At 73.0% G+C, this 15,279-nt stretch carries 13 protein-coding genes; 5 read left to right on the forward strand and 8 right to left on the reverse strand.

Translation table 11 applies throughout. The features are described 5' to 3' along the window. Positions 1 to 24 precede the first annotated feature (24 nt). Positions 25 to 828 (forward strand): maleylpyruvate isomerase family mycothiol-dependent enzyme, encoded by an 804-nt coding sequence (locus ACZ4NB_RS28730; RefSeq protein ID WP_467665947.1) that lies wholly within the window; start codon positions 25 to 27, stop codon positions 826 to 828. A 15-nt stretch (positions 829 to 843) separates the two neighbouring features. Here ACZ4NB_RS28730 and ACZ4NB_RS28735 read toward each other — a convergent pair whose 3' ends face one another. The 4 genes from ACZ4NB_RS28735 to ACZ4NB_RS28750 form a co-directional block, all read right to left on the reverse strand. Beyond that, positions 844 to 1,854: an LLM class F420-dependent oxidoreductase gene (locus ACZ4NB_RS28735; RefSeq protein ID WP_467665948.1), complete on the reverse strand. Its 1,011-nt coding sequence runs from the start codon at positions 1,852 to 1,854 to the stop codon at positions 844 to 846. 204 nt (positions 1,855 to 2,058) lie between these two features. Then, positions 2,059 to 2,907 carry a DUF5336 domain-containing protein gene (locus ACZ4NB_RS28740; RefSeq protein WP_467665949.1) on the reverse strand — a complete coding sequence of 283 codons (849 nt, stop codon included), beginning with the start codon at positions 2,905 to 2,907 and terminating at the stop codon, positions 2,059 to 2,061. Positions 2,908 to 3,109: 202 nt separating this feature from the next. Then, on the reverse strand, positions 3,110 to 4,051 hold the full coding sequence (locus tag ACZ4NB_RS28745; RefSeq protein ID WP_467665950.1) for an N-acetylmuramoyl-L-alanine amidase: 942 nt from the start codon (positions 4,049 to 4,051) through the stop codon (positions 3,110 to 3,112). 19 nt (positions 4,052 to 4,070) lie between these two features. Continuing rightward, the gene (locus ACZ4NB_RS28750; protein WP_467665951.1) at positions 4,071 to 4,730 is read right to left on the reverse strand and encodes a class I SAM-dependent methyltransferase; all 660 of its coding nucleotides are present in this window, start codon (positions 4,728 to 4,730) and stop codon (positions 4,071 to 4,073) included. Positions 4,731 to 5,214: 484 nt separating this feature from the next. Between ACZ4NB_RS28750 and ACZ4NB_RS28755 the strand changes: the two genes are divergently transcribed. From ACZ4NB_RS28755 to ACZ4NB_RS28765, 3 genes are all read left to right on the forward strand, one after another. Further along, positions 5,215 to 7,395, forward strand: a complete 2,181-nt coding sequence (locus ACZ4NB_RS28755) for an acyl-CoA dehydrogenase (protein WP_467665952.1) — start codon at positions 5,215 to 5,217, stop codon at positions 7,393 to 7,395. Positions 7,396 to 7,447: 52 nt separating this feature from the next. Further along, entirely contained in the window at positions 7,448 to 8,641 is a 1,194-nt protein-coding gene (locus tag ACZ4NB_RS28760; protein WP_467665953.1) for a lipid-transfer protein, read from the forward strand. A 135-nt stretch (positions 8,642 to 8,776) separates the two neighbouring features. Further along, positions 8,777 to 10,240, forward strand: a complete 1,464-nt coding sequence (locus ACZ4NB_RS28765; RefSeq protein ID WP_467665954.1) for an MFS transporter — start codon at positions 8,777 to 8,779, stop codon at positions 10,238 to 10,240. A gap of 66 nt (positions 10,241 to 10,306) precedes the next feature. On the opposite strand, the gene ACZ4NB_RS28770 is transcribed toward ACZ4NB_RS28765, so the two are convergent. The 4 genes from ACZ4NB_RS28770 to ACZ4NB_RS28785 are packed head-to-tail and all read right to left on the reverse strand — an operon-like array spanning position 10,307 to position 14,000. Continuing rightward, the gene (locus ACZ4NB_RS28770) at positions 10,307 to 10,948 is read right to left on the reverse strand and encodes a response regulator (RefSeq protein ID WP_467665955.1); all 642 of its coding nucleotides are present in this window, start codon (positions 10,946 to 10,948) and stop codon (positions 10,307 to 10,309) included. 35 nt (positions 10,949 to 10,983) lie between these two features. Next, positions 10,984 to 12,300 carry a histidine kinase gene (locus ACZ4NB_RS28775; protein ID WP_467665956.1) on the reverse strand — a complete coding sequence of 439 codons (1,317 nt, stop codon included), beginning with the start codon at positions 12,298 to 12,300 and terminating at the stop codon, positions 10,984 to 10,986. Between the two features lie 6 nt (positions 12,301 to 12,306). Continuing rightward, positions 12,307 to 13,035, reverse strand: a complete 729-nt coding sequence (locus tag ACZ4NB_RS28780) for an ABC transporter permease (protein ID WP_467665957.1) — start codon at positions 13,033 to 13,035, stop codon at positions 12,307 to 12,309. Further along, positions 13,035 to 14,000, reverse strand: coding sequence for an ABC transporter ATP-binding protein (locus tag ACZ4NB_RS28785; RefSeq protein ID WP_467666036.1), 966 nt, complete (start codon positions 13,998 to 14,000; stop codon positions 13,035 to 13,037). The genes ACZ4NB_RS28780 and ACZ4NB_RS28785 overlap by 1 nt, the downstream gene beginning before the upstream one ends. 363 nt (positions 14,001 to 14,363) lie before the next feature. Between ACZ4NB_RS28785 and ACZ4NB_RS28790 the strand changes: the two genes are divergently transcribed. Next, positions 14,364 to 15,239, forward strand: a complete 876-nt coding sequence (locus ACZ4NB_RS28790; RefSeq protein ID WP_467665958.1) for a MaoC/PaaZ C-terminal domain-containing protein — start codon at positions 14,364 to 14,366, stop codon at positions 15,237 to 15,239. Positions 15,240 to 15,279: the final 40 nt, after the last annotated feature.

The following is a 15,279-nucleotide window of genomic DNA, read 5'->3' on the forward strand; positions in this document are numbered from 1 at the left end:
GCGATGCTCACTACTGTGCGGTACATGACTCTCCAAGGTTCCCTCACCCACGAGGAATACTGCGCCCAACTTCTCGCCGAGACCGCCGAGTTCCGTACGATCCTGCGCGGCGCCGACCTGTCGGCGACCGTGCCGACCTGCCCCGACTGGACGCTCGCCGATCTCGCCCGGCATGTCGGGGGTGCGCATCGCTGGGTCGGCACCCTCGTCGCCACCCGCGCTTCGGAGAACGTCGACCCCGCGGAGGTCCCCGAGGGCGCCGGGCCCGAGGGCGAGGACGCGGTGGCGCTGGACGCCTGGCTGGCGGCGGGCGTCGAGCAGACCGTGGCCGCGCTGCGGGAAGCGGGCCCCGATGCCGAGGTGTGGAGCTGGACGACGGCCCACCACGCGGGGTTCTGGGCCCGCCGGATGGTCCACGAGACGGCCGTCCACCGTGCCGATGCCGCACTCACCGCCGGTGTCCCCTTCGACCTCCCGGCGCCGGTCGCCGCGGACTGTCTGGAGGAGTGGCTGCAGATCTGCGAACTGCCGGCGGTGGTGGCCCGCTTCGCCGAGCGCGGGAGCAAGGCGTTCGGCCCCGGCCGGACGATCCATGTCCACGCCACCGACGCCCCGCCCGAGCTGAACGCCGAATGGCTGCTCGATCTCACGGGGGAGGCGCCCTCCCACCGCCGCACCCACGAGAAGGCCGCGGTCGCGCTGCGCGGCAGCCTCACCGATGCCCTCCTGGTGGTCTATCGCAGGCTGCCCGCCGACAGCGACCGGGTGGAGGTGCTGGGCGAACCGGCGGTGCTCGACCAGTGGCTGGAGTGGGCGAACTTCGGGTGAGCGCCGGGCCGGGCTTCAGGAGTTCAGCTCGGCCAGCACCCGTAGGGTGTGCGGGTCCGGCGCGGTGACCAGCAGGTCGGTGACCGGGCCCGTGCGCCACAACTCCAGCCGCTCCGCGATCCGTTCCCGCGGGCCGACCAGGGAGATCTCGTCGGCGAAGGCGTCCGGCACGGCGCGTACGGCGTCCTCCCTGCGGCCTTCGAGGAAGAGCCGCTGCACCCGCCGGGCCTCCTCCTCGAAGCCCATCCGCGCCATCAGGTCGGCATGGAAGTTCCTGGCCGCGTGGCCCATTCCGCCGATGTAGAAGCCCAGCATCGCCTTGACCGGCAGCAGTCCCTCGGCGACGTCGTCGCAGACCACGGCGCGGGCCATCGGGGCGACGAGGAAGCCCTCGGGGGCGTCCGCCAGCGACGCCCGGTAGACGTCGGTGCGCTGCGGTGACCAGTACAGCGGCAGCCAGCCGTCCGCTATCCGGGTCGTCTGGGCGATGTTCTTGGGGCCCTCCGCACCCAGCAGGATCGGCAGGTCGCCGCGCAGCGGATGGGTGATGGGCTTGAGCGGTTTGCCGAGGCCGGTGCCGTCCGCGCCGCGGTAGGGGTGGGTGTGGAAGAGCCCGTCCACCTCCACCGGGCCCTCGCGGCGCAGGACTTGGCGGATCACCTCCACGTACTCCCGGGTGGCGGTCAGCGGGCTCTTGGGGAACGGTCGCCCGTACCACCCCTCGACGACCTGCGGTCCGGACAGCCCCAGGCCCAGCAGCACCCGCCCGCCCGAGAGGTGGTCGAGGGTCAGGGCGTGCATCGCGGTGGCGGTGGGGGTGCGGGCGGCCATCTGCGCGATGCCGGTGCCCAGCCGGATACGGGAGGTGTGGGCGGCGATCCAGGTGAGCGCGGTGAAGGCGTCCGAGCCCCAGGACTCCGCGGTCCACACCGAGTCGTAGCCCAGCCGCTCGGCCTCGCGGGCGAGTTCGAGGTGCCGGGGGTCGGGGCCGCGTCCCCAGTAGCCCAGTGCCAGACCGAGTCGCATGCTGATCGCCTCTCTCCGACGGTGACCGCTGACCGCTCGCCACCCGCGCTACTGACGATTCGTCAGATCCGGGGTTCCGGCGAACTGTACGGCGGCCTCGCGGGCAGTGCAACGGCCCCCCGCCCGCAAGGGGCGAGGGGCCGCGAAAGGACCGCTGCGCGTCCGGTCGGCCGCCGGGCTCTGCGCCCGGCGGCCCGTTGGGTGTCAGCCGCGCTGGATGCCGGTGGTGTCCTGCAGGACGCCGCGCCGGCCGTCCTGGGTCTGTGCGATCAGGGCCTGACCGCGCTGCTCCACCGCGAGGTACCAGGTGCCGGGCGCCAGTTCGGCGATCGGCGCCGGCGCGCCGTCCTCGCCGTACAGCGGGCGCGCGACGGGCACCGCGAACCAGAACGGCGCGAAGTCCGCCGGGCTCCCGGCCGCCGCGGTGGCGCCGGCCGGGCCGCCGGCCGTGGCGTCGACCGGAGCCTGCTGGCCGTGGGTCTGGCCCGCCTGCGGCTGCTGGCCGCCCGGGTAGCCGTAGCCCTGGCTCGCCTGCTGCTGCGCGCCGGGGTAGCCGTAACCCGGGGTGGGGCCGGCTCCGTACGGGGCGGCGGCCGGAGCCTTGGGGGCCGGCATCAGGGCGACCTTCAGCGCCGGGACGAGCGGCGTGGCGACCGCGCCACCGGCCAGGATCAGCGCGGCGATCAGACCGAGGATCAGACCGGCACCGGCGTTGTGGGCGTCGATGATGGTCCAGAACGCCGTCCACGCGGCGAAGATGCTGAGGGCGACGCCGAACTGCCCCAGGTCGAGCCCGGCGATCTTGCGCGGCTGCGGCAGTGCACGGCTGGCGACGATGATCGCCGCGCCGATCACACCGGCCAGGTACACGCTCATGAGGGTCGACAGCACGTCCCAGGCGTTGATGCTGCTGTAGGACTGGGCCTCGCAGTACTTGGCGAGCGGGCCGGAGCAGTCCGGGCCGCCGGTGGAATCGAGGAACGAGGCGATGAACAGCAACACCGCTGCTCCGATCACCACGCCGTCGCCTCGAGTGAGGGAGCGGATGTTCACGTAAGGGTCCTTTGTCTCTTTCGTGGGTCTGGTCGTCGCTGTCGCGGTGCGAGGCACGGCGGTGGCCACCCATCGTAAAGGGGAACCTATCGCCGAATCCGGCGGGTCGTCGTGTTCGTTTCCGCGTGCTATCGGACGGCGCATCGGAACCGCACCCCGGGCCCGTATCGGCGGGTATCGGATCCGGCCGCGGCGGTCGCGGTCAGTGCGCCAGGAAGTCCGTAATGCCCTCGGTGATCCCGAGGGCCGCTTTCTGCCGCCACTTCGGATCGGTCAATTGCGCGGCGTCCTTCGGATCGCGCATATTGCCGCACTCGATGAACACCTTCGGCACCGTGGAGAGGTTGAGGCCGCCGAGGTCGGAGCGCACGTCGAGCCCGGTACCGCCGCCGATGTAATTGGACGGATCACTTCCGGTCACCGCCATGAACCGGCGGGCCAGCCCTTCGCCGAGCCGCCGCGAGGGCTTGACGATGTGGGAGGTGTCCGCCGAGCCGGCCGTGACGCGGGCGGGCAGGATCACATGGAACCCGCGGTTCCCGGCGCCCGAACCGTCGGCGTGGAGGGAGAGCGCCGCATCGGCGTGCGCCTTGTTCCCGATGGCCGCGCGCTCGTCCACGCACGGCCCGTACGGCCGGTCGCCGTCCTGGGTGAAGACGACCTTGGCGCCCTGGCGTTCGAGGAGCGTGCGGGCCCGGCGGGCGACGTCCAGGGTGAAGGACGCCTCCGGGTAGTCGTCGTTGGTGGCGGTGCCGGTGGTGTCGCACTCCTTGCGCTCGTTGCCGATGTCCACCAGCCGGGCGATCTCCCGCCCGTGATCGCGGTTGTGCGGATTGTGGCCGGGGTCGATCAGCACGGTCCTGCCCTTGAGGCTGCCGCGCGGCGGTCCGGCCGTGCCGGAGCCGTCGCCCGGGGTGTGCCCCCGCCCGTCCGTGCCGTCGGGGGAGCCGCCGTGCCCCGCCGCGCCGTCGGCCGCCTCGCCCCCGGTGGACCGGCCCGGTGCGGGCTGCCCGGCTCGTGGCGGCTCGCCGCCCGACCGCCAGAACAGCCAGCCCCCGAGGCCGAGGACCACCACGGCCACCAGCACCAGGAGCAGGGTGCCGCGCAGGCGGCGGGGCGGGGGGAAAGTGCTGCCGTTCGACACGTTCGCGATGGTAGCCCGCTCAGATTCCGGCGCCGGTGCGCCGCAGGACGTGCAGCGACCCGTGCACGGAGATCTCGGTGAAGGCGCCGGACGCAAGCGCCCTGCGGTAGATGCGGTACGGGGCCTGGCCGCCGTCCGCCGGGTCCGCGAAGACGTCATGGATGACCAGCAGCCCGTCGGGCGCGATATGCGGGGCCCAGCCCTCGTAGTCGGCGCGGGCGTGCTCGTCGGTGTGCCCGCCGTCGACGAAGACCAGGCCGACCGGCGCCTGCCACAGGGCCGCGATCTGCGGCGACCGGCCCACCAGGGCGATCACCTGGTCCTCCAGCCCGGCGGCGTGCAGGGTGCGGCGGAAGGTGGGCAGGGTGTCCATCCGGCCGACCTCGGGGTCGACGACGGAGGGGTCGTGGTACTCCCAGCCGGGCTGCTGCTCCTCGCTGCCCCGGTGGTGGTCGACGGTGACGGCCGTCACCCCGGCGCCGCGCGCCGCGTCCGCGAGCAGGAGGGTGGACCGGCCGCAGTAGGTGCCGACCTCCACCAGGGGCAGCCCGAGCGCCGCCGCCTCGACCGCCGCGGCATACAGGGCGAGCCCCTCGTCCACGGGCATAAAGCCCTTCGCCGCCTCGAACGCGGCGAGTATCTCCGGCCGCGGAGCGGGCTGGGCCGTGGGAGCGGACATGGGCTTCCTCCAGGTGGTGCGGTCAGATGGCTCATCGTGCCGTATGAGGTGGGGCGGGTGGTGTGGGGGTCTGCCTGTGGGGCTTATGAGGTATGGCATAGGGGCGTAAGGCGTAAGGGGTATACGGATATCGGGACGGCGGGTTCGTATTTTCCGCTGTCCGCTCTTCCGTCCGAGGGGTGCATCTTCCGTCCGAGGGGCGCACGTCCCGGCATCCGTCGTTTGGCGTCCGTTCCCGTCGATTTTCGGCGGCCGTTTCGCCGATGCCCGAAAGCGGCGAATCCGCGTGGGCGCGGGGAGGCCGCCGGGAAAAGGCGAACCGGCCGGTACCGGAATTTCCCCCGCCGTTTCCGTGCCCCGCTTCCGGGCCCGCTTCTCCGCTTCCGCGGGCCCGCTCCCGGGCCGGCTGCCGGTTGCGCCCCGACCCCGGATCCCGCCGCATCCGACCTTCCGTCAGATTGGAACGTGTTCTAATCTGCCCCGCATGGGCATCGGAATCACACAGGAGCACCGTGACCTTGCCGAGGCGGCGGGCGGCTGGGCCGCGCGGGCCGTACCGCCCGAGGAAGTGCGCAAGCTGCTCGACGCCGCGCCCGGCCGCCACGGGCGGCCCGCCTACTGGGACGGGCTCGCGGCACAGGGGCTGCTCGGCCTCCACCTCCCCGAGGCCGACGGCGGGGGCGGCGGCGAACTGCTCGACCTCGCCGTCGTGTTGGAGGAGCTGGGCCGCGCCGCGCTCCCCGGCCCGTACCTGCCCACCGTCCTCGCCGCCGAACTACTGCACCGCGCCGGCGAGCACACCCTCGTACGGGCCCTGGTCTCCGGCGAACGGATCGCCGCCGTCGCGCTCGGCCCGGGCTCGCTCACCGCCGCCGCGGCGGCCGACGGCCACGTGCTGGACGGCACCGCGCCCCCGGTCCTCGCCGGCGCCGACGCCGATCTGATCCTGCTGGCGGCCGAAGGGGCCACCGGACCCGTCTGGTGCGCCGTCGACGCCGATGCGCTGGACGTCCGCCCCCAGGAGAGCGCCGACCCGACCCGGCCGACCGCCGAGGTGCGTGCGGAGGGGGTGCGGGTGCCCGGCGAGCGGGTGCTGGCCGTCGACAGCGCCCTCGTCCGGGACCTGGCCGGGGTGCTGTTCGCCGCGGAGAGCTGCGGAACGGCGGCCTGGGCGCTGCACACCGCCGCCGAACACGCCGCCGTACGCGAGCAGTTCGGCCGCCCGATCGGCCAGTTCCAGGGGGTCAAGCACCTCTGCGCCGACCTGCTCGTACGCTGCGAGCAGGCCCGTGCCCTGGTCTGGGACGCGGCCCGGGCGCTGCACCAGGCGCCCGAGGTCCGCGGACTGGTCGCGGCGCTGGCCACCGCCACCGCCCTGGACGCCGCCTTCAGCTGCGCCAAGGACTGCATCCAGATCCTCGGCGGCATCGGCTTCACCTGGGAGCACGACGCCCACCTCCACCTGCGGCGGGCGACCGCGGCCCGCCAGCTGCTGGGCGGCGGCGACACCCACCGGCTGCGCGCCGCCCGCTACGCCGCCGACGGCGCCCGCCGCCCGCTGCGCCTCGAACTCCCCGCCGAGGCGGACGAGTACCGCGCCGAGGCCCGTACCGTCGTCGACGGCGTACGCGGACTGGACCCCGCCGCGGTACGCCGGGCGCTGGCACCCACCGGCTATGCCGCGCCGCACCTCCCGGAGCCCTACGGCCTGGGCGCCGGGCCGCTGCGGCAGCTGGCGATCCAGCAGGAGATGGCCGCCGCAGGGGTCGGGATCAGCGATCTGGGCATCGCCACCTGGGTGGTGCCCTCCCTGATCGCCCACGGCACCCGGGAGCAGCAACAGCGCCTCATGCTGCCGACGCTGCGCGGCGAACTGCTGTGGTGCCAGCTGTTCTCCGAGCCGGAGGCCGGTTCCGACCTGGCGTCGCTGCGGACCCGCGCCGAGCGGGTGGACGGCGGCTGGCGGGTCAACGGCCAGAAGGTGTGGACCTCGGCGGCCCAGTGGTCGAGCCACGGGATCCTGCTCGCCCGCACCAACCCGGACGCGCCCAAGCACAAGGGGCTGACGTTCTTCCTCGTCGACATGGCGACCCCCGGCATCGAGATCCGCCCGCTGAAGGAGATCACCGGCGACGCGCTGTTCAACGAGGTCTACTTCGACGATGTGCTGCTGCCGGCCGACGCGGTGGTCGGCGAGGTCGACGACGGCTGGCGGGTGGCCCGCACCACCCTGGACAACGAACGCGTCCACATGGCCGACCAGTTGTCCTTCGACACCGGTCTGGAGGCACTGCTCGACCGCGCCGCCGAACTGGACGCGTCGGTACACGTCCGGCTCGGCGCGCTGGCCGCCGAGGCGCACGCCCTGGGCTGCATCGGGCTGCGGACCACGCTCCAGCAGGTGTCGGGCCTGGAACCGGGCGCCGGCGCCAGCATCCGCAAGCTGGTGCAGACCCCGCACCAGCAGAAGGTCGCCGAACTGGCGCTGGAACTCCTCGGCCCGGCGGGCGCGGTGCGCGAGGGTGCCGGTGAGCGGGCGCTGCACGGCTTCTTGATGTCGCGCTGTCTGACCATCGCCGGGGGCACCACCCAGGTGCAGCGCAACGTCGTCGCGGAGCGGCTGCTCGGCCTGCCGCGCGACCCGGAGCCCCGTCCCCTCATCTGACGCACCGCGGCTCCTTCATCCGCCGCACCGCTACCTCTCCAGGAGGACACGTATGGCTGGCAAGGCGTACCTCGTCGGCGTCGGGATGACCACGTTCGAGAAGCCCGAGACCCGCGAGTGGCAGTACTGGGACATGGCGAAGGAGGCGGGCGGCAAGGCCCTCGCCGACGCGGGGATCGGCTACGAGGCGGTCGAGCAGGTGCCGGTCGGCTACTGCTACCAGCCCTCGACGGCGGGCCAGCGCGCCGTGTACGAACTCGGCCTGACCGGCGTCCCCGTCTACAACGTCAACAACAACTGCGCGACCGCCTCGACCGCGCTGATGATGGCGCGCCAGTTCGTCGAGTCGGGGATCAACGACTGCGTACTGGCGCTCGGCTTCGAGAAGATGCGCCGCGGTGCGCTGGGCGGCGGTGCGGACGGATCGGACTTCAGTGTGTCCCCGGTGGCCCGCCACTACGGCGTGATGGCGGCCGCCCACGGCTTCGACATGACGCCGCCCACCGCCCAGATCTTCGGCAACGCGGCCCGTGAGCACATGGAGCGCTACGGCACCACGGCCGAGCAGCTCGCCGCGGTCGGCGCGAAGAACCACCGGCACTCCGCGCACAATCCCCACGCCCAGTTCCAGGACGTCTACACCGTCGAGGAGGTCCTCGCCGCCAAGACCATCCACCGTCCGCTGACCAGGCTCCAGTGCTCGCCGACCTCGGACGGGGCGGCCGCGGCGGTCGTCGCCTCCGAGCGGTTCGTCCGCGAACACGGGCTGGCCGACCGGGCGGTGGAGATCGTCGCCCAGGCCATGACGACCGACACCGAGGACGCCTTCGCCTCCGGCTCCTGCATCGACGTGGTCGGCAAGCCGATGTCGCGGGCCGCGGCCCGGCAGGTGTACGCGGCCGGCGGCCTGGGCATCGAGGACGTCGACGTCATCGAGCTGCACGACTGCTTCTCGGTCAATGAGCTGCTGACGTACGAGGCGTTGGGCATGTGCGCGGACGGGGAGTCCGGGAAGCTGGTCGCCGAAGGCGCCACGACCTACGGCGGCCGCTGGGTGGTCAACCCCTCCGGCGGCCTGATCTCCAAGGGGCATCCGCTGGGCGCGACGGGCCTGGCGCAGGTCGCGGAGCTGGTCTGGCAACTCCGCGGCACGGCGGGCGAACGCCAGGTCCCCGGCGCGCGGGTGGGCCTGGCCCACAACATCGGGCTGGGCGGGGCGGCGGTGGTGACGCTGCTGCGGCGGTGAGGCTGGTGGGGCCGGTGGGGCCGGTGGAGTGGGGCCGGTGGGGCGGCCCCGGACTCCGCCTCGCGACCTAGGTCCCCGGGTCCGGTGGTAGATGCACCGATATCCCGATGCGGGGGGCAAGCGGCGAATGCGAGCATGGTCCGCATGCCCCCGATAGCCTCCCCCGCGACCCTGTCCGAAACCCCGCGCCGCACGGTCGCACCGGCCTGGCTGGTGATGCTCCTGGTCTGCGCCGGACAGTTCCTGGTCGTCCTGGACGTCTCCGTCGTGAACGTGGCGCTGCCCGCCGTACGGACCGGGCTGGGGCTGAGCGAGCTGGGCCTGCAGTGGATCGTCAACGCGTACGTCATCACCTTCGCCGGCTTCATGCTGCTCGGCGGCCGGGCCGCGGACCTCTTCGGCCGCAAGCGGGTGTTCGTCGTCGGGCTGGCGCTGTTCACCGTCGCCAGCCTGGGGGGCGGGCTGGCGCAGCAGCCGTGGCAGCTGATCGCCGCCCGAGCCGTGCAAGGCATGGGCGCCGCCGTGCTCTCCCCGGCCACCCTGACGATCCTGACCACGTCGTTCCCGGCCGGTCCGGCCCGCACCCGGGCCATCGCCACCTGGACGGCGGTGGGCGCCGGCGGCGGCGCGGTGGGCGGTCTGGTCGGCGGGGTGCTCACCGAGTTCCTGTCGTGGCGCTGGGTGTTGCTGATCAATGTGCCGGTCGGGGCGCTGGTGCTGGTCGGTGCGGTGCTGTGGCTCACCGAGAGCCGGCAGGGCCTCGTGCGGCGGCTCGATGTGCCGGGCGCGCTGCTGGTGACCGGCGGGCTGGGGCTCGTGGCGTACGGGATCGTGCAGACCGAGACGGACGGCTGGACGTCGGCGTCCGCACTGCTGCCGCTGGCCGCCGGACTGCTCGTGCTCGCGGTCTTCCTCGCCGTCGAGGCGCGGGCCAAGGCGCCGTTGATGCCGCTGGGGCTCTTCCGGCTGCGCCCGGTCTCCTCGGCGAACGCGGCGATGGTGCTGCTCGGCGCCGCGATGTTCTCGATGTGGTACTTCCTGTCGCTCTACATGCAGAACGTGCTGGGCTACCCGCCGCTGCAGGCCGGGCTGTCGTTCATTCCGCACTCGCTGAGCATCGTGCTCGGCTCCAAGATCGGGCCGCGGCTGATGAACCGGATGGGCGCCAAGACCCTGGCCGTCGCCGGTGCGGTGATCTCCGCGGCGGGCATGGCCTGGCAGGGCACGATGGGCGTCGACGGCACGTACCTGGGCACGCTCCTCGGCCCCGGCATCCTGATGGCGCTGGGCGCGGGCCTGACCGCGACACCGGTCGCCGCCATCGCCACCTCCGGCGCCGACCCCGCCGACCAGGGCCTGGTCTCCGGCCTGATCAACACCTCCCGCCAGATGGGCGGTGCGCTGGGCCTGTCGATCCTGTCCACCGTCGCCGCCGCCCGCATCGAGTCCGGGCACGGCGCGAGGGCACTGGCGGACGGCTACGGACTGGCCTTCCAGGTCGGCACGGTGGTCCTGCTGGGCGCCCTCGCGCTGATGGTGATCGCCCTGCCCAGGCGCCGGACGGACACCGCCCACGGGCAGGGCTCCGCACAGAAGTAGGGCCCGCGGAGACGTCGTACGCGCGCAGGCGTGGAGCGCGCCCGGCGCCTCCTCGCCGGGGGCTCGCTACAGCCACCCGTTCTGCCGGGCCGTCCGAACCGCCTCCATGCGGTTGCGGGTGCCGGTCTTGCCGATGGCTGCGGAGAGGTAGTTGCGGACGGTGGCCTGGGAGAGATGGAGCTTGCCGGCGATATCGGCGACCGTGGCGCCGTCCACCGCGGCGGTGAGGACATCGCGCTCGCGCTGGGTCAGCGGACTGGGACCGGCGCTCAGCGCGGCCGCGGCCAGGCCCGGATCGATCACCCGCTCTCCGGCGAGCACCCGGCGGATCGCCGCCGCCAGCTCCTCCACCGGGCCGTCCTTCACCAGGAAGCCGGAGGCTCCCGCCTCCATGGCGCGCCGCAGATAGCCGGGCCGGCCGAAGGTCGTCACGATCAGCACCTTGCAGGACGGCAGTTGCGTGCGCAGGTCGGCCGCGGCGTCCAGGCCGCTGCGGCCGGGGAGTTCGATGTCCAGCAGGGCGATGTCGGGACGGGCGTCCAGGGCGGTGGCGACGATCTGGTCGCCCGCCGCCACCTGCGCCACGACCTCCATGTCCTCTTCCAGGTCGAGCAGCAGCGCCAGGGCGCCCCGCATCATCCCCTGGTCCTCGGCGAGGAGGACGCGTACCGGTCGTACGGGGGGCTGCTGGTCCGGCGCATGGGTCATGCGGCAAGAGTAGCCAGCACCGGTCATGTTCTTGATCACCTCGGTGACTCCTCGAATTCCGGCATATCGGCCGTGCCGACCGGGAGTTCGGCCCTGACGCGGAAGCCGCGTCGGCCGTCGGGGCCGCTGTGCAGGGTGCCGCCCGCCGCGGCCAGCCGCTCGGTGAGCCCCTTCAGGCCGGTGCCGCCGACCGGGCCCGAGGCGCCGGGCCGCGCGGCGTCGCCCCCAGGGTCCGTTGCCGGGGCCGCGGCGGTGCCTGCGGGACCGCGGCCGTCGTCGGTGATCGTCAGCCGTACCCGCTCCTCGTCGGCGTGCACCTCGATCTCGCAGCGGGTGGCGCCGCTGTGCCGGACGGTGTTGGTGACCCCCTCGCGGACCACCCAGCCCAGCAGCGCGCCGGTCTGCGGCGACAGCGGGGGCCCGGCCTGGCGTACGACGGGCTCGATACCGGCCGCCTCCAGTGCCGAACGGGCCCGGTCCAGTTCCGTGGACAGGGTGCCCTCCCGATAGCCGCTGACCGCCTCGCGGATCTCGGTCAGCGCCTGCCGGCCGACCGCCTCGATGTCGGCGGCCTGGGCGAGCGCCGCGTCCAGATTGCGCGGTGCCAGGCGGCGGACCGCCTCGGCCTTGACCACCACCACGGACAGGGTGTGCCCCAGCAGGTCGTGCAGATCGCGGGAGAAGCGCAGCCGCTCCTTCTCCACGGCGCTCCGGGCGAGTTCCTGGCGGGTGGCGTTCAGTTCCTGGATGGTGTCGAACAGGCTCAGGACCGTGGCCGTCACCATGCCGGACAGGAACGTGCCGTATCCGATGCCGAACGAGCCGGAGGGGTCGCCGTCGCGCCAGCCGGACAGATATCCGGCCGCACCGCTGAGCGAGATCAGCCAGAGGGCGAGCTTCTTGCCCCGCAGGGCGCGGACCGTGCCGGAGGCCAGCGACAGCAGCGGGAAGAACAGGAACCAGTTGCCGCCGAACCCGAGCGCGATGGCGAAGGTGATGGCGGTCAGCATCCCCAGGGCGATGAGCGGATAGCGGGAGTCGCGCCGCCGCGGGTTGAAGGAGGACCACACGACGCTGATGTAGAGGGAGTTGAAGGCGAGCAGTCCGAGGCCGGCCAGCCAGGGGCTGTCCGTCTTGCCCTGGAGGATGTTGGAGAAGGCCCCCAGGCCCATCAGGAGCCAGGGCAGGAAGGCGTACTTTCCCGGCCCCCGGTCCGGCTTCTTGTTCCCCGGCCTCGCCGATGTCGTCCGTGTGGCGCACGTCCCGTCCGTGTCGTTCGCCTCGCCGGGGCGCGGCCCGGCCGTGTTCTGCTGCTGTGTCTGCTGCACTGTCGTTTCCCAGGTCCGCCGCATCGTCGATCACACCGTTCGCGCGGCCCGACGGTATGCGTACACCGCGTAACCGCCGAAGAGTGCCAGCCAGGCGGCCAGTACCGCCACCGCGGTGAGGCTCGGAGCGCCGCCCTGGGTGACGCTCTGGCCCAGTTCGGAGAAGCGGTTGCCGGGCGTCCAGGAGGAGAGCGAGCGCAGCCAGCCGGGGAACAGCTCGGCCGGGAACCACAGGCCGCCGATGATCGAGAGCAGCAGCATGCAGCCCGTGTTGACCACGCCGGTGGACTGGGCGGAGAGGCGGTAGCCGTTGCCGAGCCCGAGGAGGGTGAAGGGGGCAGTGCCCACCCACAGCAGCCCGGCGAGCGCCGCCCACTGCCAGGCGGGCATCCGGACGCCGTTGACCAGCGCGCCCACCAGCAGGACGGCGGCGATGGCCGGCAGCACCGTCACCGAGCCGGTCAGCCCCCGGCTCACCACCACCCGCAGCGGACTCAGCGGGGTGATCCGCAGCTGCCGGAGCCAGCCCAGCTGCTTGTCCTCGGCGACACCGGTGCCCGTGCCGATGGCCGCGCCCAGCGCGCCGTACGCGGCCATCCCGACCATCGAGGCGGTCTTCCACTCCGCGGACGCGCCGCCGGGGCCCGCCCCGATGTTCGTCATCAGCAGATACATCAGCACCGGCATCCCGATGCCGAAGATCACAAAGCCCCTGTCGCGCAGTGTGCGGCGGACTTCGAGACGGATGTAGTCGAACATCAGGCGTTCTCCTTCGGGGACGGGGCGCCGGCTTCGGCGGAGGTGAGGGTGAGGAAGGCGTCCTCCAGACTGGCGGGGGCGACCTGCAGGCCGCGGACGAGACCGCGGCCGGCCAGCGCCACGACCGTCGCGTCGGAGTCCGTCGTGCGCAGCAGCGCGCGGTCGCCCCGTATCTCCACGGCGCTCACGCCGGGGAGTCCGGGCAGCGGTTCGGTCGCCGCCCCCGCGAGGTCGAAGGAGACCAGCGACCCGCCGGCCCGCCGCCGGATCTCCTCGCCGCTGCCGTCGGCGACCACCCTGCCGCCGTCGATCACCACGATCCGGTCGGCGTTGTCGTCCGCCTCCGCCAGATAGTGGGTGGAGAACACGATGGTGTTGCCCCGGCGGGCGTAGGCCCGCATGGAGCGCCAGAAGGCCCGGCGCGCCTCGACGTCCAGCGCCGCGGTCGGCTCGTCGAGCACCAGCAGCTCGGGGTTGCCGGCCAGCGCCATCGCGAAGCGGACCCGCTGGGCCTGCCCGCCGGACAGCCGGTCCACCCGCCGTCCGGCGAACTCCTCCAGGCCCGCGAGCTCCAGGGCCTCGGCGACGTCCAGGGGAGCGGGGTAGGTGGCGGCGACGAAGGCGATCAGTTCGCGGACCGTGACCCGCGGGATGGCCTTGCCGTCCTGGAGCATCGCGCCGACCTTGCCCGCCCGCACGGCGGCCTCCGGCGCGCCGCCGAACAGCGCCACCGTGCCCGAACTCGGCGGCAGCAGGCCCAGCAGCATGTTGAGGGTGGTGGACTTGCCGGCGCCGTTGCGCCCGAGCAGCGCCACGGTCTCGCCCGGGGCGATCTCCAGGTCGAGACCGTCCACGGCGCGGACCGCGCCATAACTCCGGGTCACTCCGAGGAAGGCGACGGCCGTGCCGCCGTCGGCCCTGCGCTCCGTGCGCAAACCTCCTGTCACCTGCGTTGATTCCGTCATCATGGCCCGCCCCTCCGGTCGGCTCATGGCCGCTCCCCGTGGTGTTTCCCGTCCTGCTTTCCGTCTTCGAGATTACGGAGAGTCGCCGGGCCGCGGCAGATGCGAATGTGTGGGATCCGCACTGACAAATGTCATGGTCCGTCGGCGGGATGCTGCCCGGACACCGATCTGACTGAATGTCAGAGGTCTTCCGGGTGCCGGGAGGATCGGCTATACATGAGGACCATCGGCTAGAACGCGTTCTAGATGTGTCCCGTGCGCCGTCGGAGCGCGGCCGCGCCGACCAGATACGACCCCGGCACGGCCGACGGTGCGGACGGCCGGGCCGGGGTCTTCCCACCGTGGTGAAGGAGCAGCAGCCCCATGCCCATCGACGCCGCCAAGGCCACCTCCGCCGAGCCGCGGACCACCGAACTCGCCTGGGACCACAAGGACGTCCAGCTCTACCACCTCGGCATCGGCGCCGGCGCGGCCACACCGCAGAAGCCGCACCCCGCCACCGACCCGGACGAGCTGCGCTACACCCTGGAGAGCGCACTGCACGTCCTGCCCAGCTTCGCCACCGTGGCGGGCGGCGGGATGGCGGTGGCCGGCGGCCTCTCCACGCCCGGCATCGACGTCGACCTCGCGGCCGTCCTGCACGGCGGGCAGTCCGTCACCGTGCACCGCCCCCTCCCGGTGCGCGGCCGCGCCCGGCAGACCTCCTCCGTCCCGGCCGTCTACGACAAGGGCAAGGCCGCCGTGATCGTGCTGCGCTCGGAGGTCGCCGACGAGGAGGGGCCGCTGTGGACCTGCGACACGCAGATCTTCGTCCGGGGGGAGGGCGACTTCGGGGGCGAACGAGGACCCTCCGTACGCCTCGAACTCCCCGAGCGCGCCCCTGACCTGAACACCGAACGGCATATCCGCGAGGACCAGGCGCTGCTCTACCGCCTCTCCGGGGACTGGAATCCGCTGCACGCCGACCCGGAGTTCGCCAAGCTCGCCGGCTTCGACCGGCCGATCCTGCACGGGCTGTGCACCTACGGGGTCGCACTCAAGGCGGTCGTCGACACGCTGCTCGACGGGGACGTGGCCAGGGTGCGCTCGTACGCCACCCGCTTCGCCGGAGTGGTGTTCCCGGGCGAGACGCTCCGCATCCGTGCGTGGCGGGAGCCCGGCCGGATCCAGGTGTCGGTCACGGCGCCCGAGCGGGACGACGCGGCGGTCCTGGAGGACACCGTGGTGGAGCACAGCTAGGGGTGTCTCCCCGGGCCCCCTACCCGACGCTTGAGAGGAC

It is taken from the genome of Streptomyces sp. NPDC026575 (assembly GCF_055567415.1).